This is a genomic window from Pseudomonas sp. PDM05 (assembly GCF_014851685.1).
In the GTDB taxonomy this organism is placed as follows: domain Bacteria; phylum Pseudomonadota; class Gammaproteobacteria; order Pseudomonadales; family Pseudomonadaceae; genus Aquipseudomonas.
The window spans coordinates 217,434-233,530 of the sequence record NZ_JACVAC010000003.1; the positions used below are offsets into that span (position 1 = coordinate 217,434).

Consider the following 16,097-nt stretch of genomic DNA (forward strand, 5'->3'; position numbering starts at 1 on the left):
TGTTATCGTAAGCCCTCTTTTTTGCATGTGATTTCCCCTGGGGAGGGGGTATCGCAGGCGTCACTGAACTGGCATCACTGAACTGGAAAGGCAAACCAATGCAGCGTCTGTATCGGAAACGCATCGTTCTCGGCGTCGGCGGCGGCATTGCCGCCTACAAGAGCGCAGAACTGGTTCGCAGGCTCCTGGACCAGGGCGCCGAAGTGCGCGTGGTCATGACCCGCGGTGGCAGTGAGTTCATTACCCCTCTGACCATGCAGGCGCTGTCCGGCCACCCGGTTCACCTGGACCTGCTGGACCCGGCCGCCGAAGCCGCCATGGGCCACATCGAGCTGGCCAAATGGGCGGACCTGGTACTGATCGCCCCGGCCACCGCCGACCTGATCGCCCGCCTGGCCCAAGGCATCGCCGATGACCTGCTGACCACCCTGGTACTGGCCACCGACGCCACCGTCGCCATTGCCCCGGCCATGAACCAGGCCATGTGGCGCGACCCGGCCACCCAGGCCAACACCCAACTCCTGCAAAGCCGTGGCCTCAAGGTGTTCGGCCCGGCCTCCGGCAGCCAGGCCTGCGGTGACGTCGGCATGGGTCGCATGCTTGAAGCCACCGACCTGGCGTTGTGCGCCGCGGAGTGCTTCCAACACCTGGCCCTGACCGGCAAGCACGTGCTGATCACCGCCGGGCCGACCCAGGAAAACATCGACCCGGTGCGCTACATCACCAACCATAGCTCAGGAAAAATGGGCTTTGCCTTGGCGGAAGCGGCGGTCGAGGCAGGCGCGCGCGTCACCCTGATCACCGGCCCGGTGCATTTGCCGACCCCCGATCGCGTCACGCGAATCGACGTCGTCAGCGCACGGGACATGCTTGCGGCCTGTGAAGCGGCGATTCCGTGCGACCTGTTTATCGCCTCGGCAGCGGTTGCGGATTACCGCCCGGAAGTCGTCGCCCCGCAAAAGCTCAAGAAAGACCCTACGAGCGGTGACGGCCTGCTCCTGCAAATGGTGCGCAACCCAGACATCCTGGCCACCATCGCCACCCGTCCGGACCGTCCGTTCAGCGTCGGTTTCGCCGCCGAGACCGAGCACCTGCTGGACTATGCCTCGCGCAAATTGAAAGACAAAAACCTCGACCTGATCGTTGCCAACGATGTCGCCAACCCGAGCATCGGCTTCAACAGTGAGGAAAACGCCTGCAGCGTGATCGACCGCGAGCTGCACGCCACCCTTTTCGCCCAGACCAGCAAAGGCAAGATTGCCCGCCAACTGATCTCATTTATCGCCCAACGGCTGAACCAGGTTTAATTTCCATGCACGCTTTGCAAGCCAAGATCCTCGACCCCCGCATCGGCACCGACTTCCCACTGCCGGCCTACGCCACCGAAGGCTCCGCCGGCCTGGACCTGCGCGCCATGCTCAAGGAAGACACCGTCCTTGAACCGGGCCAGACCGTCCTGATTCCCACCGGCCTGTCGATCTACATCGGCGATCCGGGCCTGGCCGCGCTGGTTCTGCCGCGCTCGGGCCTGGGCCATAAACACGGGATCGTGCTGGGCAACCTGGTCGGCCTGATCGACTCGGACTACCAGGGCGAGTTGATGGTGTCGTGCTGGAACCGCGGCCAGACCGCGTTCAACATCGCCGTCGGCGAGCGCATCGCGCAGCTGGTGCTGGTGCCGGTAGTGCAGGCGCACTTCGAACTGGTTACGGAATTTGCTGAAACACAACGTGGCGCAGGCGGCTTTGGCCATTCTGGCAGCCACTGACTACGCTGAATCAAACCGGGCAGCCCAGCCCGGTTCGATGCCACCGCATGGCTTTTCGGGATGAAGAATGCGCGGACCTAATCAGCGAGATTTCACGAGCTAAATCAAAAGATTACGCACGATGAAGCACGGAGCGACTGCTCCGATGGCACTTTTGCACCACGAACTCTCTGCCGAAAAAGCCGTCATACCCTTCAGTTTGAGCCTGCCGGTCAGCCGCTTTACGGCCAGCCTTGCCCCTTTCAGATGGAGTTTCCCCCCGCGATGAGTACCGCAGCCCGAGTAGCCCCGACATTCCCCGACAGCATCTTTCGCGCCTACGACATTCGTGGCGTAGTGCCCAAGACCCTGACCGCCGAAACCGCCTACTGGATCGGCCGCGCCATTGGCGCCCAAAGCCTGGCGCAGGATGAGCCCAATGTCTCGGTTGGCCGTGACGGCCGCCTGTCTGGCCCGGAGTTGGTGGAGCAACTGATCCAGGGGCTGGCCGACAGTGGTTGCCACGTCAGCGACGTCGGCCTGGTGCCAACACCGGCGCTGTACTACGCCGCCAACGTCCTGGCCGGCAAGTCCGGGGTGATGCTCACCGGCAGCCATAACCCGTCGGACTACAACGGCTTCAAGATTGTCATCGCTGGCGACACCCTGGCCAACGAACAGATCCAGGCCCTGCACACACGCCTGAAGACCAACGACCTGAGCAGCGGCAACGGCAGCATCACCAAGGTCGACATCCTGCCGCGCTACGCCGATGAAATCACCCGCGACGTCAAGCTCGCCCGCCGCCTCAAAGTGGTCGTGGACTGCGGCAACGGCGCGGCCGGCGTGATCGCACCGCAACTGCTCGAAGCGCTGAACTGCGAAGTGATCCCGCTGTTCTGCGAAGTCGACGGCCACTTCCCCAACCACCACCCGGACCCGGGCAAGCCCGAAAACCTGGTGGACCTGATCGCCAAGGTCAAGGAAACCGGGGCTGATGTCGGCCTGGCCTTCGACGGCGACGGTGACCGCGTCGGCGTAGTGACCGAAACCGGCGAGATCGTGTTCCCAGACCGCCTGCTGATGCTGTTCGCCCGTGACGTGGTGGCGCGCAACCCCAACGCCGAGATCATCTTCGACGTCAAGTGCACCCGCCGCCTCACCCCGCTGATCAAGGAATATGGCGGTCGCCCGCTAATGTGGAAGACCGGCCACTCGTTGATCAAAAAGAAAATGAAGGAAACCGGCGCCCTGTTGGCCGGCGAAATGAGCGGTCACGTGTTCTTCAAGGAACGCTGGTTCGGTTTTGACGACGGCATTTACAGCGCCGCTCGTCTGCTGGAGATCCTCAGCAAGGAAAAATCCACGGCCCAAGAGCTGTTTGAGACCTTCCCGAATGATATTTCTACGCCAGAGATCAATATCCATGTGACCGAGGAGAGCAAATTCAGCATCATTGACGCACTGCACGATGCGCAATGGGGCGAAGGCGCCAACCTGACCACCATTGATGGTGTGCGAGTCGATTACGCCAAAGGCTGGGGCCTGGTTCGCGCGTCCAACACCACACCGGTGCTGGTCCTGCGTTTCGAGGCGGATACCGAGGCTGAGTTGCAGCGCATCAAGGACGTGTTCCACGCCCAGTTGAAACGTGTTGCCCCTGATCTCCAATTACCGTTCTGATTTTTTGCACCGGAGCCCTGAATGACCCTCGAACGCGAAGCCGCTGCCAACACCGCCAAGGTCCTTTCCGAAGCGTTGCCTTACATTCGACGCTACGTCGGCAAGACGCTGGTGATCAAATACGGCGGCAATGCCATGGAAAGCGAAGAGCTGAAAACCGGCTTTGCCCGTGACATCGTGTTGATGAAAGCCGTGGGGATCAACCCGGTGGTGGTCCACGGTGGCGGCCCGCAGATCGGCGACCTGCTCAAGCGCTTGTCGATCGAGAGTCATTTCATCGATGGCATGCGCGTGACTGACGCACAGACCATGGACGTGGTGGAAATGGTCCTCGGTGGCCAGGTGAACAAGGACATCGTCAACCTGATCAACCGCCACGGCGGCAGCGCCATTGGCTTGACCGGCAAGGACGCGGAACTGATCCGCGCGAAAAAACTGACAGTCACCCGTCAGACGCCGGAAATGACCCAGCCGGAAATCATCGACATCGGCCAGGTGGGCGAAGTGATCGGCATCAACACCGACCTGCTGAACCTGCTGGTCAAGGGTGACTTTATCCCGGTGATCGCGCCTATCGGAGTGGGCGCCAACGGCGAGTCCTACAACATCAACGCCGACCTGGTAGCAGGCAAGGTGGCGGAAGCGCTGAAGGCTGAAAAGCTGATGCTGCTGACCAACATCGCCGGCCTGATGGACAAGGAAGGCAAGGTGTTGACCGGCTTGACCACGCAACAAGTGGACGAGTTGATCGCCGATGGCACCATCTACGGCGGCATGCTGCCGAAGATCCGTTGCGCACTGGAAGCGGTGCAAGGTGGCGTGGGCAGCTCGCTGATCCTCGACGGCCGGGTTCCGAATGCAATCCTCCTGGAAATCTTCACCGATACCGGTGTGGGCACACTGATCAGTAACCGCAAGCGTCCTTAAACGCTACAAACAAAAGGCCCCGCTCAATCTGATTGAGCGGGGCCTTTTTTATGTGCGCTGAACCTGCAGACCAATGGAGATCCCCTTGTGGGAGCGGGCTTGCTCGCGAAAGCGGAGTGTCAGTCAGCAGATATGTTTCTGAAACACCGTATTCGCGAGCAAGCCCGCTCCCACACAAGCCCACCCCACAGGACTTACTGCGTCAGACGCCAAACTGCTCGCGATATGCACGCACCGCCGGCAAATGCTGCTTGAGCTGCGGATCATCTTCCAGGAACTGCAGCACCTGGTTCAGCGACACGATGCTCACCACCGGAATGCCGAAATCGCGCTCCACTTCCTGGATCGCCGACAATTCACCGTTGCCACGCTCCTGGCGGTTCAGCGCGATCAGCACGCCAGCGGCCTTGGCGCCGTCCTGGGAAGCGATGATCTGCATCACTTCGCGGATGGCGGTGCCAGCGGTGATCACGTCGTCGATGATCAGCACGTCACCCTTGAGCGGCGCCCCGACCAGGCTGCCGCCTTCGCCGTGCGCCTTGGCCTCTTTACGGTTGAAGCACCAAGGCAGATCCTGCCCATGATGCTCCGCCAACGCCACGGCCGTAGCGGCCGCCAAGGGAATGCCCTTGTAGGCTGGGCCAAACAGCACATCAAAGGAAATACCGCTTTCAACGATGGCCGCTGCGTAGAAACGACCCAATTGCGCCAGGGCCGAGCCCGAGTTGAACAAGCCTGCATTGAAGAAGTACGGACTGGTGCGCCCGGACTTCAAAGTGAACTCACCGAAGCGCAAAACGCCGCGATCGATGGCAAAACGAATGAAATCGCGTTGATACGCCTGCATGAAAAAAGCCTCAGATACCACGGATTTAGCTAATTAGGTAGACGGCGTGTATCATACACGCACGCGATTTTTGGGGCCATTTATGCGGATCATCAGTGTGAACGTTAATGGTATTCAGGCTGCAGTCGAGCGTGGTTTGCTCAGTTGGCTGCAAGCCCAGAATGCCGACGTCATCTGCCTGCAGGACACCCGCGCCTCCGCCTTTGAACTGGACGACCCAGCCTTCCAACTGGATGGCTACTTCCTTTATGCCTGCGATGCCGAAGTGCCCACCCAAGGTGGCGTGGCTTTGTACTCGCGGTTGCAACCCAAGGCGGTCATCAGCGGCCTCGGCTTCGAGACAGCCGACCGCTACGGGCGCTACCTGCAAGCCGATTTCGACAAGGTCAGCATCGCGACCTTGCTGCTTCCTTCGGGGCAGAACGGCGATGAAGACTTGAACCAGAAGTTCAAGCTAATGGACGATTTCGCCCGTTACCTGGATAAACAGCGACGCAAACGTCGCGAGTACATTTATTGTGGCTCGCTGTACGTGGCGCAACAGAAGCTGGATATCAAGAACTGGCGTGACAGCCAGCAATCCCCGGGCTTCCTGGCGCCGGAGCGGGCCTGGATGGACGAGATTGTCGGCAACATGGGTTATGTCGATGCCCTGCGCGAAGTCAGCCGCGAAGGCGACCAGTACAGCTGGTGGCCAGACAACGAACAGGCCGAGATGCTCAACCTGGGCTGGCGTTTCGACTACCAGTTGCTGACCCCTGGCCTGCGCCGGTTTGTTCGCAGCGCACGCTTGCCGCGCCAGCCGCGCTTCTCGCAGCACGCGCCGCTGATCGTGGACTACGACTGGACACTGACCATCTAAGGTCTTTTTCCAGGCACAAAAAAACCGACATCGCTGTCGGTTTTTTTGTGGGCGTTCATTATTTGATCAGGCGCCAGGTCAAGGGATAGCGGTAGGCGATGCCCTTGTTGGCCTTGATCGCACCGATGATCGTCAGCGCCACACCGGCGATGGCCAGCGCCGTCATCAGGAAAAACCCGATGACCGCAAAAGCCAACACGATGCAAACAATCCAGGCGATGGCCACGGTGATCTGGAAATTCAGCGCCTCCTTGCCCTGATCATCAATGAACGGGTCCAATTCCTTCTTCATCTGCCACAGGATCAGCGGCCCCACGACGCTGCCGAAGGGGAATATAAACCCCAGAAACGCCGCGAGATGGCACAACATCGCGCCCTGGCGCACTTCGTAGGAAGGCGTAGGTACCGGCACTTGGTTGTCATTCATGGCGCTTCTCCTTGAGACGGGTTCAGTCAGCCAGTGCGGCGTTCTGCAGTTCGAAGATCTCGGTCATGCCCTTCTGGGCCAGGGCCAGCATGGCGTTCAGCTCGGCCGGCTGGAATGGCGCGCCTTCGGCGGTGCCCTGCACTTCGATGAAACCACCGGTGCTGGTCATCACCACGTTCAGGTCGGTCTCGGCAGCCGAGTCTTCCAGGTAGTCCAGGTCCAGTACAGGCTCGCCCTGGTACATGCCCACCGATACGGCGGCGATCATTTGCTTGAGCGGGTCGCCACCTTTCAGGCCGCCACGCTTCTTGATCACTTTGAGTGCATCAACCAGGGCCACCATGGCACCGGTGATGGATGCCGTGCGGGTGCCGCCGTCAGCCTGGATAACGTCGCAGTCGACGTACAGGGTCACATCGCCCAGCTTGGACATGTCCAGCGCCGCGCGCAGGGAACGGCCGATCAGGCGCTGGATCTCCAGGGTGCGCCCGCCTTGCTTGCCACGGCTGGCTTCACGCTGGTTACGCTCGCCGGTGGCGCGCGGCAGCATGCCGTACTCGGCAGTCAACCAACCCTGGCCCTGGCCCTTGAGGAAACGTGGCACGCCGTTTTCGACGCTGACGGTGCAGATCACCTTGGTATCGCCAAACTCGACCAGTACAGAACCCTCGGCGTGTTTGGTGTAGTTGCGGGTGATGCGGATCGAGCGGAGCTGATCGGCAACGCGACCACTTGGACGTTTCATAGGGGATACCTGTACAGAGGACGAAAAACTGCCGGACATTATAGAGCCGCGAACCGATTCGGGGCACGCCTAAAAAATTCGCTTACGAATGCTCGGGCCGTCGCCCATTGTTTGGGCGCGCTCGCCCCACTGCGCTACAATCCTGCGCCTTCTTAACCATCAGCCCGTGTACACGGGCTGCAACGCGAGGTACCTCCATGGTGCACAGCATGACCGCCTTCGCCCGCGTCGAAAAAGCCGGCGTCCAAGGCACCCTGAGCTGGGAACTGCGCTCGGTCAACAGCCGCTACCTGGAGCCGCACCTGCGCCTGCCGGAATCGTTCCGCGACCTCGAAGGCGCCGTCCGTGAAGCACTGCGCCAGGGCATCTCCCGCGGCAAGCTGGAATGCACCCTGCGTTTTACCGAGGAAACCACCGGCAAGCCGCTGCAGGTGGACCGCGACCGCGCCGCGCAACTGGTCGCCGCCGCCGAGACCATCGCCGGCCTGATCAAGCAACCCGCCGCGCTGAACCCCCTGGAAGTCCTGGCCTGGCCCGGCGTGCTGGTGGCCGACGCCAGCGACCCGCAAGCCCTCAACGCCGAAGCCCTCGCCCTGTTCAACCAGGGCTTGAAGGAGCTGAAAGCCGGCCGCGAGCGTGAAGGCGCCGAACTGGCCCGTTTGATCAACGAACGCCTGACGTCGATCGAAGAAGACGTGGTCACCCTGCGCGAGCTGGTACCGCAGATGCTGGCGACCCAACGCCAGAAGGTCCTCGATCGCTTCACCGACATGAAAGCCGACCTCGACCCGACGCGCCTGGAGCAGGAAATGGTGCTGCTGGCGCAAAAGAGCGACGTCGCCGAAGAGCTCGACCGCCTGAGCACCCACATCCTTGAAGTGCGCCGCGTGCTCAAGTCCGCCGGCGCCGCCGGTCGGCGCCTGGACTTCCTGATGCAGGAACTCAACCGGGAAGCCAATACACTGGGCTCCAAGGCGTTCGATCCGCGCAGCACACAAGCGGCGGTCAACCTTAAAGTGTTGATCGAGCAGATGCGCGAACAAGTACAGAATATTGAGTAAGGCAACTTCGATGACCCACAGCACCGGCACCCTTTACATCATTTCCGCTCCTTCGGGCGCGGGCAAGAGCAGCCTGGTCAAGGCCCTGACCGACGCTGACGCGCAGATCCGCATCTCGGTCTCCCACACCACCCGCGCCATGCGCCCGGGAGAGGTGAACGGCGTCCACTATCACTTCGTCGAGCGCACCGAGTTCGTCAAGATGATCGAACACGGCGACTTCCTCGAGCGCGCCGAAGTCTTCGGCAACCTCTACGGCACCTCGCAAAGCCACCTGCAGCAGACCCTGGACGAAGGCCACGACCTGATCCTGGAAATCGACTGGCAGGGCGCCGAGCAAGTACGCAAGCTGATGCCCCAGGCGCGCTCGATCTTCATCCTGCCGCCATCCCTCGACGCCTTGCACCAGCGCCTGACCAACCGTGGCCAGGACAGCGACGAGATCATCGAAGGCCGCATGCGTGAAGCCGTCAGCGAAATGAGCCACTACGTCGACTACGACTACCTGATCATCAACGACGACTTTTCCCACGCGCTGGATGATTTGAAGGCGATTTTCCGCACCAATCAGCTCCAGCAAAAGCGTCAACAGCAGCGTTTCGGCAAATTATTGGCTGAACTGCTCGGCTGATTGGCTCTTCCCAAAACCGCTGCAAGGGCTTTACATTGGCACTTGCGGCGGTTTTACGAAGGCTCGCGAAAAATCAGCGCTTCCCTAAACGCTGGTGATTTTTTAAACTGTTCAGTCCGCTCGCCCAACCGGGCAGCGCGCATCTTGCATTCGCTCCGAGGAATACCATGGCCCGCGTAACCGTTGAAGACTGCCTAGAACACGTGGATAACCGCTTTGAGCTGGTCATGCTCTCTACCAAGCGTGCCCGTCAACTGGCCACTGGCGGCAAAGAGCCACTGGTCCAGTGGGAAAACGACAAGCCTACCGTTGTAGCCCTGCGTGAAATCGCTGAAGGCCTGATGAGCTACGAGTTCATCGCCAACGCTGAAATCGTTGAAGACGAACCGCTGTTTGCAGCGTTCGAGGACGAGTCCAACGAGGCCGTCTAAGCCTATGCCTGGTCGACGTAGCACGGCGCGGGGTCACAGCCATCGGCAGGAGTTAACACTTTGCCGAGCATAGACGCCCTCGCCGATCGCTTATCGGCCTACCTCGGCCCAGACCAGGTCAACCTGGTCCGCCGAGCGTATTTCTACGCCGAACAAGCCCATGACGGCCAACGCCGCCGCAGTGGCGAGGCGTATGTCACCCATCCTCTTGCGGTGGCAAACATTCTTGCCGACATGCACATGGACCATCAGAGCCTGATGGCCGCGATGCTGCATGACGTGATCGAAGACACCGGCATCGCCAAGGAAGCGCTCAGCGCGCAATTTGGCGAAACCGTGGCCGAACTGGTCGACGGGGTCAGCAAACTGACCCAGATGAACTTCGAGACCAAGGCCGAAGCCCAGGCGGAAAACTTCCAGAAGATGGCCATGGCCATGGCCCGCGACATCCGGGTGATCCTGGTCAAGCTGGCCGACCGGCTGCACAACATGCGCACGCTGGAAGTGCTGTCCGGCGAAAAACGCCGGCGCATCGCCAAGGAAACCCTGGAAATCTACGCGCCCATCGCCAACCGGCTGGGCATGCACGCCATTCGTATCGAATTCGAAGACCTCGGCTTCAAGGCCATGCACCCGATGCGTTCGGCGCGCATCTACCAGGCGGTCAAACGCGCCCGGGGCAACCGCAAGGAAATCGTCAACAAGATCGAAGAGTCCCTGAGCCATTGCCTGGCGATCGATGAGATCGAGGGCGAAGTCAGCGGCCGGCAGAAACACATCTACGGCATCTACAAGAAGATGCGCGGCAAGCGCCGGGCCTTCAACGAGATCATGGACGTGTATGCGTTCCGGATCATCGTCGACAAGGTCGACACCTGCTACCGCGTGCTGGGCGCTGTACATAATTTGTACAAGCCCCTGCCGGGCCGCTTCAAGGACTACATCGCGATTCCCAAGGCCAACGGCTATCAGTCGCTGCATACCACGCTGTTCGGTATGCATGGCGTGCCGATCGAGATCCAGATCCGCACCCGCGAAATGGAAGAGATGGCCAACAACGGCATTGCCGCCCACTGGCTGTACAAGTCCAGCGGCGACGAGCAGCCGAAGGGCACCCATGCCCGCGCGCGCCAGTGGGTCAAAGGCGTGCTGGAAATGCAGCAACGTGCCGGCAACTCCCTCGAATTCATCGAAAGCGTGAAGATCGACCTGTTCCCGGACGAGGTCTACGTGTTCACGCCCAAAGGCCGGATCATGGAGCTGCCCAAGGGCTCCACGGCGGTCGACTTTGCCTATGCCGTGCACACCGACGTGGGCAACAGCTGCATTGCCTGTCGGATCAATCGTCGTCTCGCACCGCTGTCCGAGCCACTGCAAAGCGGCTCCACGGTCGAGATCGTCAGCGCACCGGGCGCCCGCCCGAACCCGGCCTGGCTCAACTTCGTGGTCACCGGCAAGGCGCGCACCCACATCCGGCACGCCCTCAAGCTGCAACGTCGTTCCGAGTCCATCAGCCTCGGCGAGCGCCTGCTGAACAAGGTGCTCAACGGGTTCGACAGCGCCCTCGACAAGATCCCGGCCGAACGCGTGCAGGCGATGCTCCACGAGTACCGCCAGGAAACCATCGAAGACTTGCTGGAAGACATCGGCCTGGGCAACCGCATGGCCTATGTGGTCGCCCGCCGCCTGCTTGGCGAAGGCGAGCAACTGCCAAGCCCCGAAGGTCCGCTGGCGATTCGCGGCACCGAAGGCCTGGTGCTCAGCTACGCCAAGTGCTGCACGCCGATCCCGGGCGACCCGATTGTCGGGCACCTGTCGGCGGGCAAAGGCATGGTGGTGCACCTGGACAACTGCCGCAACATCACCGAGATCCGCCACAACCCGGAAAAATGCATCCAGCTGTCGTGGGCCAAGGATGTTACCGGCGAATTCAACGTCGAGCTGCGCGTCGAACTGGAACACCAGCGCGGCCTGATCGCCTTGCTGGCCAGCAGCGTCAATGCGGCCGATGGCAATATCGAGAAAATCAGCATGGACGAACGCGATGGTCGCATCAGCGTGGTCCAGCTGGTAGTCAGCGTGCACGACCGTGTGCACCTGGCCCGCGTGATCAAGAAACTGCGCGCCCTGACCGGAGTGATCCGCATCACCCGCATGCGTGCATAACCTGTCTCTTACAAGGAGTCACTCATGACCAAGACTGTTATCACCAGCGACAAGGCCCCAGCCGCCATCGGCACTTACTCCCAGGCCATCAAGGCGGGCAACACCGTCTACATGTCCGGCCAGATCCCGCTGGACCCAAAGACCATGGAACTGGTGGAAGGCTTCGAAGCACAGACCGTGCAGGTCTTCGAAAACCTCAAGTCCGTGGCTGAAGCGGCCGGCGGTTCGTTCAAGGACATCGTCAAGCTGAACATCTTCCTCACCGACCTGAGCCACTTCGCCAAGGTCAACGAGATCATGGGCAAATACTTCGAACAACCCTACCCAGCCCGCGCCGCCATCGGCGTAGCCGCCCTGCCAAAGGGTGCGCAGGTTGAGATGGACGCGATTCTGGTCATCGAGTAAAACACCCGGCGCAGCCTCACGGGCTGCGCCGACTTTGTTTCAGAAGGATTTCGTAATGCGCAAAGCGCTTGTAGCCTCTTCATTGCTCACCCTGCTGCTCGGCGGCTGCGCCAGCAACCCCGCCGACCTCGATGTGAGCGGCACCTGGATCAACCAGGTCGCCATCGATGCAGCGGCCAAGGGCGGCCCTTTGCGTGAAGCCCTGCAAAGCTTTGGCCCGAACCTCGAATGGGAGGTCAACACCAAGGCTGGCCAGGCACGCTACTACAACGGTTTTGAAGTAGCGGAAGGCAAGTTGCTGGGTGAACAATCCGGCATATGGCGCGTGGATTTCTACGGCAGCTCCGCCACCGAACTCAAGCGCAAAGGCAAGCAACTGCTGCAAGCGGCCAACGACAATGAGCCCGAGCAACTGTTCGCCCGCGCCAAAGACCCCGCCCCGGACGGTGCCCCACTGGGCGCCAACTTCGAACGGGCGCTATATGCCGCTTACCTGGGCGGCGACTGGAAGATCACCGACGGCTTCGGCAATGGCGCCATCGTGCAGTTCCAGGCCAACGGCAAGGTGGTCGGCCTGCCGAATGCGGACCAGTACTCGCTGTGCCTGGCGGGTGACTGCGCATCGATGAGCGGCGGCTACGACAGCATCTGGCTGCAACTGAACGGCCAGGGCAACCCGTGGATATTCGTGCGCAAGGGTGGGCAGCTGGAAATCTTCCAGGCGGTGAATACTGCGCAGGCCGATGAAGTGCCTCAGTTCACCCCGGGCCCGCGCCAATGGTTGCTTGAAAAGCAATAGCCAGCCTCACGCTAATATAAATGTGGGAGCGGGCTTGCTCGCGAATGCGGAGTGTCAGTCACTGAATGTGCTTCTGAAACACCCCATTCGCGAGCAAGCCCGCTCCCACATTTTTGACCGCATTTCAGCCCTTGAGAATCGCCGCATAACCTTCGCGATAGCTCGGATAAGTTGGCTTCCAGCCCAGAGCCCTCACCCGCGCATTGCTGCACTGCTTGCTCCCCGCCCGCCGCACGCTCGCATCGTCCGCCCACTCCGTCACACCCAGATACCCGCGCAACCAATCCACCACCTCGGCCAACGGCGCCGGCGCGTCATCGACGCCGATGTACACCTTGTCCAACTGCCCGCCCTGCTCCACATGCCGCAGCAAAAACGCCAGCAAGCCTGCGGCGTCGTCCGCATGAATACGGTTGCCATATAAAGGTGGGTCGATTGCCACGCGATAGCCTTGGCGCACCTGGGTCAGCAACCATTCACGCCCAGGGCCATAGATACCGGTCAGCCGCACGACGCTCGCCGGGATGCCGCTATTGAGCGCGACTTGCTCGGCTTCCAGCATCACCTGACCGGAATAGCCCTTGGCCTGGGTATCGGATGTTTCGTCGACCCACTCACCGTTCTGCTGCCCATACACACTGCTGCTGGATACAAACAGCAGGTGCTTCGGCGCCTGGCCGTAGTCGTCCAGCCACTCCAGCACATGCTTCAAGCCCTGCACGTAAGCCGCGCGATACCCGGCCTCGTCGTGGTCGGTCGCGGCTGCGCAATACACCAGGTAATCCACCCCGCCGATCGGCCAGGTGTCCGGACAGTCCTTGCTGAACAGGTCGCCGGCGATGCCAATGACGCCCTCGGGCAGGCGCGAAATATCGCGACGCAGGCCATGAACCTCCCATCCCGAGGCCAGCAATTGGCTAGCCAGCCGACTACCCACATCGCCGCAACCGGCAATCACAACAGAAGGCGCAGACATCACAAAACTCCGTACTGAAAGGTCTAGATTAGCCCTCGCAGCAGACCGGCGGCCAGAAAAAGCACAAATAAAGTTACTGTATTACTTCTGTTAACAAGAATTACTTGCAATAATAACCGCCCATTTGTCCTCGGCCCCCCCGGGTCTGGAAGGACGATCACCCACTTTTTCTTCTCAGGTCCGGCCAGCATGACACGTAATACAAACCCCGCTTCGCCAACCACGTCCCGCGCCTGGCGCGCGATTGCCGCGCTGATGCTCAGCGTCCTGCTGGCACCGACCGTAGCATTCGCCGATGCCACCGCGCCGGCCGCTCCAGCTGCTGCCGAGCACAGCACTGCGGCGCCTGCCGCCGCGCCGGCCGCCACCGATCCGGCCCTGGCTGCAGCACCTGCACCTGCACCCGCCGACGAAACCGGCGTGGTCCTGGAAGAAGACAACACCCTGGGCATGGCCCACGACCTGTCCCCATGGGGCATGTACCAGAACGCTGACGTAGTGGTGAAAGCCGTGATGATCGGCCTGGCCATCGCCTCGATCATCACCTGGACCATCTGGATCGCCAAAGGCTTCGAGCTGCTGGGCGCCAAGCGTCGTCTGCGCGCTGAAATCGTCCACCTGAAAAAAGCCACCACCCTAAAGGAAGCCAGCGAAAGCGCGACCAAGAAGGGCACCCTGGCCAACACTCTGGTGCACGACGCGCTGGAAGAAATGCGCCTGTCGGCCAACACCCGCGAAAAAGAAGGCATCAAGGAACGTGTGGCTTTCCGCCTCGAGCGCCTGGTTGCGGCCTGCGGCCGTAACATGAGCAGCGGCACCGGCGTGCTGGCAACCATCGGTTCCACCGCACCGTTCGTCGGCCTGTTCGGCACCGTGTGGGGCATCATGAACAGCTTCATCGGCATCGCCAAAACCCAGACCACCAACCTCGCCGTCGTTGCCCCGGGCATCGCCGAAGCCCTGCTGGCCACCGCCCTGGGCCTGGTTGCAGCGATTCCTGCGGTAGTGATCTACAACGTCTTCGCCCGTTCGATTGCCGGCTACAAGGCCCAGGTATCCGACGCGTCGGCAGAAGTCCTGCTGCTGGTCAGCCGCGACCTCGATCACCTGCCTACCGAGCGCAGCTCGCAACCGCACATGGTGAAAGTGGGGTAATCGGCCATGGGCCTGCATTTGAATCAAGGCGACGACGAACTCGTCGAGAACCACGAAATCAACGTCACGCCGTTTATCGACGTGATGCTGGTGCTGCTGATCATCTTCATGGTGGCGGCACCGTTGGCAACTGTGGACATCAAGGTCGACCTGCCCGCCTCCAGCGCCAAACCAGCGCCACGGCCAGAGAAACCGGTGTTCCTCAGCGTCAAGGCGGATCAGCGTCTGTTCCTGGGCGAAGAAGAAGTCAAATCCGAAACCCTCGGCCAGGTGCTCGACGCCAAGACCCAGGGCAAGAAAGACACGACGATCTTCTTCCAGGCCGACAAGGGCGTGGACTACGGCGACCTGATGAGCGTGATGGATGCCCTGCGGGCAGCCGGCTACCTCAAGGTAGGCCTGGTCGGACTTGAGACGGCAGCCAAGAAATGATCACGACGCGCCACAAACTGACGCGGTATGGCACAAGCCTCGCTGTCGTGCTGGGCGTGCATGCCGTCGCGATCATCATCGCGCTTCAATGGTCCGCGCCGCATACGGTCCAGTTGCCGCCGGCTGCCATGGTCATCGACCTGGCGCCGATGCCCGCGCCGCCACCGCCGGCTCCGCCGAAGGTGATCACGCCGCCGCAACCGCCAGCGCCGGTGGAAGAGCTGCCATTGCCGAAACTGGCCGAGGCACCCAAGCCGACAATCCAGGTGCCCAAGCCGGTCAAGCCCAAACCAAAACCGCAGCCGCCCAAGCCGGTGGAGAAAAAGGTCGAGCCGGTCAAGGAGAAGCCTTCCGAAGAGCCGCCGAGCGACGCTCCACCGACCCAGGCACCGGCTGAAAAATCGGCCCAGCCCGTGCCCGGCCCGTCGCCACAACAGATTGCCGCCAAGGCATCCTGGGAAGGCACCCTGCTGGCGCACCTGCAGAAGTACAAGAAGTACCCGCCCGGCGCCCAGGCCCGTGGCAAGGAAGGCCTGAACCGCCTGAAGTTCGTGGTGGATGCAGACGGCAACGTGCTGTCCTACGAGTTGGTAGGCCGCTCCGGCAACGCCGACCTGGACCGTGCGACCCTGGACATGATCCGTCGCGCTCAACCGTTGCCCAAGCCGCCAAGCGACATGCTCAAAGGTGGCACCATCGAGATCGTTGCACCGTTCGTGTACAACATCGAGAAGCGCCGCTAAATACCGCGCGCAAGCGCGGCCTATGTGGGAGCGGGCTTGCTCGCGAAAACGGAGTGTCAG

17 protein-coding genes and 1 pseudogene are annotated in these 16,097 nt (G+C 61.4%); 14 read left to right on the plus strand and 4 right to left on the minus strand.

Features of this window, described 5'->3' with window-relative positions:
• The first annotated feature begins 98 nt into the window (after positions 1-98).
• From coaBC to argB, 4 genes and pseudogenes are all read left to right on the plus strand, one after another.
• Positions 99-1,307 carry a bifunctional phosphopantothenoylcysteine decarboxylase/phosphopantothenate--cysteine ligase CoaBC gene (gene coaBC, locus IB241_RS08595; protein ID WP_192298008.1) on the plus strand — a complete coding sequence of 403 codons (1,209 nt, stop codon included), beginning with the start codon at positions 99-101 and terminating at the stop codon, positions 1,305-1,307.
• Between the two features lie 5 nt (positions 1,308-1,312).
• Positions 1,313-1,768, plus strand: a complete 456-nt coding sequence (dut, locus tag IB241_RS08600) for a dUTP diphosphatase (protein ID WP_192298009.1) — start codon at positions 1,313-1,315, stop codon at positions 1,766-1,768.
• Positions 1,769-2,014: 246 nt separating this feature from the next.
• A pseudogene (locus IB241_RS08605) lies at positions 2,015-3,430 on the plus strand (phosphomannomutase/phosphoglucomutase); the annotation flags it as partial.
• 21 nt (positions 3,431-3,451) lie between these two features.
• Complete coding sequence (gene argB, locus IB241_RS08610) at positions 3,452-4,357, plus strand: acetylglutamate kinase (protein ID WP_017735763.1); 906 nt, start codon at positions 3,452-3,454, stop codon at positions 4,355-4,357.
• Positions 4,358-4,559: 202 nt separating this feature from the next.
• Here argB and pyrE read toward each other — a convergent pair whose 3' ends face one another.
• Positions 4,560-5,204 (minus strand): orotate phosphoribosyltransferase, encoded by a 645-nt coding sequence (gene pyrE / locus IB241_RS08615; RefSeq protein ID WP_028618476.1) that lies wholly within the window; start codon positions 5,202-5,204, stop codon positions 4,560-4,562.
• Positions 5,205-5,286: 82 nt separating this feature from the next.
• Between pyrE and IB241_RS08620 the strand changes: the two genes are divergently transcribed.
• The gene (locus IB241_RS08620; RefSeq protein ID WP_003195493.1) at positions 5,287-6,066 is read left to right on the plus strand and encodes an exodeoxyribonuclease III; all 780 of its coding nucleotides are present in this window, start codon (positions 5,287-5,289) and stop codon (positions 6,064-6,066) included.
• A gap of 58 nt (positions 6,067-6,124) precedes the next feature.
• Here IB241_RS08620 and IB241_RS08625 read toward each other — a convergent pair whose 3' ends face one another.
• Both IB241_RS08625 and rph read right to left on the minus strand, forming a co-directional pair.
• Positions 6,125-6,493 (minus strand): DUF4870 domain-containing protein, encoded by a 369-nt coding sequence (locus IB241_RS08625; RefSeq protein WP_192298011.1) that lies wholly within the window; start codon positions 6,491-6,493, stop codon positions 6,125-6,127.
• Positions 6,494-6,515: 22 nt separating this feature from the next.
• A complete protein-coding gene (gene rph / locus IB241_RS08630; RefSeq protein WP_017735760.1) occupies positions 6,516-7,238 on the minus strand; it encodes a ribonuclease PH in 723 nt (240 codons plus the stop codon).
• Positions 7,239-7,435: 197 nt separating this feature from the next.
• Here rph and IB241_RS08635 point away from each other — a divergent pair, with 197 nt between their 5' ends.
• The 6 genes from IB241_RS08635 to IB241_RS08660 all read left to right on the plus strand — a co-directional run bounded on the left by IB241_RS08635 (position 7,436) and on the right by IB241_RS08660 (position 12,731).
• Positions 7,436-8,299 (plus strand): YicC/YloC family endoribonuclease, encoded by an 864-nt coding sequence (locus tag IB241_RS08635; protein WP_192298012.1) that lies wholly within the window; start codon positions 7,436-7,438, stop codon positions 8,297-8,299.
• Between the two features lie 10 nt (positions 8,300-8,309).
• Positions 8,310-8,930, plus strand: a complete 621-nt coding sequence (gmk, locus tag IB241_RS08640; protein ID WP_192298013.1) for a guanylate kinase — start codon at positions 8,310-8,312, stop codon at positions 8,928-8,930.
• A 167-nt stretch (positions 8,931-9,097) separates the two neighbouring features.
• Positions 9,098-9,361, plus strand: a complete 264-nt coding sequence (rpoZ, locus tag IB241_RS08645; RefSeq protein ID WP_003176920.1) for a DNA-directed RNA polymerase subunit omega — start codon at positions 9,098-9,100, stop codon at positions 9,359-9,361.
• 60 nt (positions 9,362-9,421) lie between these two features.
• Positions 9,422-11,527 carry a bifunctional GTP diphosphokinase/guanosine-3',5'-bis pyrophosphate 3'-pyrophosphohydrolase gene (gene spoT / locus IB241_RS08650; RefSeq protein ID WP_056860838.1) on the plus strand — a complete coding sequence of 702 codons (2,106 nt, stop codon included), beginning with the start codon at positions 9,422-9,424 and terminating at the stop codon, positions 11,525-11,527.
• A gap of 24 nt (positions 11,528-11,551) precedes the next feature.
• On the plus strand, positions 11,552-11,932 hold the full coding sequence (locus IB241_RS08655) for a RidA family protein (RefSeq protein WP_003176922.1): 381 nt from the start codon (positions 11,552-11,554) through the stop codon (positions 11,930-11,932).
• A 55-nt stretch (positions 11,933-11,987) separates the two neighbouring features.
• The gene (locus IB241_RS08660) at positions 11,988-12,731 is read left to right on the plus strand and encodes a hypothetical protein (protein WP_192298014.1); all 744 of its coding nucleotides are present in this window, start codon (positions 11,988-11,990) and stop codon (positions 12,729-12,731) included.
• Positions 12,732-12,855: 124 nt separating this feature from the next.
• Here IB241_RS08660 and IB241_RS08665 read toward each other — a convergent pair whose 3' ends face one another.
• On the minus strand, positions 12,856-13,707 hold the full coding sequence (locus IB241_RS08665; RefSeq protein ID WP_192298015.1) for an SDR family oxidoreductase: 852 nt from the start codon (positions 13,705-13,707) through the stop codon (positions 12,856-12,858).
• Between the two features lie 189 nt (positions 13,708-13,896).
• On the opposite strand from IB241_RS08665, the gene exbB reads away from it, so the two are divergent.
• The 3 genes from exbB to IB241_RS08680 are packed head-to-tail and all read left to right on the plus strand — an operon-like array spanning position 13,897 to position 16,037.
• Positions 13,897-14,862 (plus strand): tonB-system energizer ExbB, encoded by a 966-nt coding sequence (exbB, locus tag IB241_RS08670; protein ID WP_192298016.1) that lies wholly within the window; start codon positions 13,897-13,899, stop codon positions 14,860-14,862.
• Positions 14,863-14,868: 6 nt separating this feature from the next.
• Positions 14,869-15,294: a TonB system transport protein ExbD gene (exbD, locus tag IB241_RS08675; protein ID WP_017735752.1), complete on the plus strand. Its 426-nt coding sequence runs from the start codon at positions 14,869-14,871 to the stop codon at positions 15,292-15,294.
• Complete coding sequence (locus IB241_RS08680; protein ID WP_192298017.1) at positions 15,291-16,037, plus strand: TonB family protein; 747 nt, start codon at positions 15,291-15,293, stop codon at positions 16,035-16,037. Before exbD ends, IB241_RS08680 begins: the two co-directional genes overlap by 4 nt.
• Positions 16,038-16,097 lie beyond the last annotated feature (60 nt).

What these genes read in the sequence shown, in the direction of transcription:
- coaBC (WP_192298008.1), top strand. Translation starts at nt 99, where the DNA reads ATGCAGCGTCTGTATCGGAAACGCATCGTTCTCGGCGTCGGCGGCGGC.
- dut (WP_192298009.1), top strand. Translation starts at nt 1,313, where the DNA reads ATGCACGCTTTGCAAGCCAAGATCCTCGACCCCCGCATCGGCACCGAC.
- argB (WP_017735763.1), top strand. Translation starts at nt 3,452, where the DNA reads ATGACCCTCGAACGCGAAGCCGCTGCCAACACCGCCAAGGTCCTTTCC.
- pyrE (WP_028618476.1), bottom strand. Translation starts at nt 5,204, where the DNA reads ATGCAGGCGTATCAACGCGATTTCATTCGTTTTGCCATCGATCGCGGC.
- IB241_RS08620 (WP_003195493.1), top strand. Translation starts at nt 5,287, where the DNA reads ATGCGGATCATCAGTGTGAACGTTAATGGTATTCAGGCTGCAGTCGAG.
- IB241_RS08625 (WP_192298011.1), bottom strand. Translation starts at nt 6,493, where the DNA reads ATGAATGACAACCAAGTGCCGGTACCTACGCCTTCCTACGAAGTGCGC.
- rph (WP_017735760.1), bottom strand. Translation starts at nt 7,238, where the DNA reads ATGAAACGTCCAAGTGGTCGCGTTGCCGATCAGCTCCGCTCGATCCGC.
- IB241_RS08635 (WP_192298012.1), top strand. Translation starts at nt 7,436, where the DNA reads ATGGTGCACAGCATGACCGCCTTCGCCCGCGTCGAAAAAGCCGGCGTC.
- gmk (WP_192298013.1), top strand. Translation starts at nt 8,310, where the DNA reads ATGACCCACAGCACCGGCACCCTTTACATCATTTCCGCTCCTTCGGGC.
- rpoZ (WP_003176920.1), top strand. Translation starts at nt 9,098, where the DNA reads ATGGCCCGCGTAACCGTTGAAGACTGCCTAGAACACGTGGATAACCGC.
- IB241_RS08655 (WP_003176922.1), top strand. Translation starts at nt 11,552, where the DNA reads ATGACCAAGACTGTTATCACCAGCGACAAGGCCCCAGCCGCCATCGGC.
- IB241_RS08660 (WP_192298014.1), top strand. Translation starts at nt 11,988, where the DNA reads ATGCGCAAAGCGCTTGTAGCCTCTTCATTGCTCACCCTGCTGCTCGGC.
- IB241_RS08665 (WP_192298015.1), bottom strand. Translation starts at nt 13,707, where the DNA reads ATGTCTGCGCCTTCTGTTGTGATTGCCGGTTGCGGCGATGTGGGTAGT.
- exbB (WP_192298016.1), top strand. Translation starts at nt 13,897, where the DNA reads ATGACACGTAATACAAACCCCGCTTCGCCAACCACGTCCCGCGCCTGG.
- exbD (WP_017735752.1), top strand. Translation starts at nt 14,869, where the DNA reads ATGGGCCTGCATTTGAATCAAGGCGACGACGAACTCGTCGAGAACCAC.
- IB241_RS08680 (WP_192298017.1), top strand. Translation starts at nt 15,291, where the DNA reads ATGATCACGACGCGCCACAAACTGACGCGGTATGGCACAAGCCTCGCT.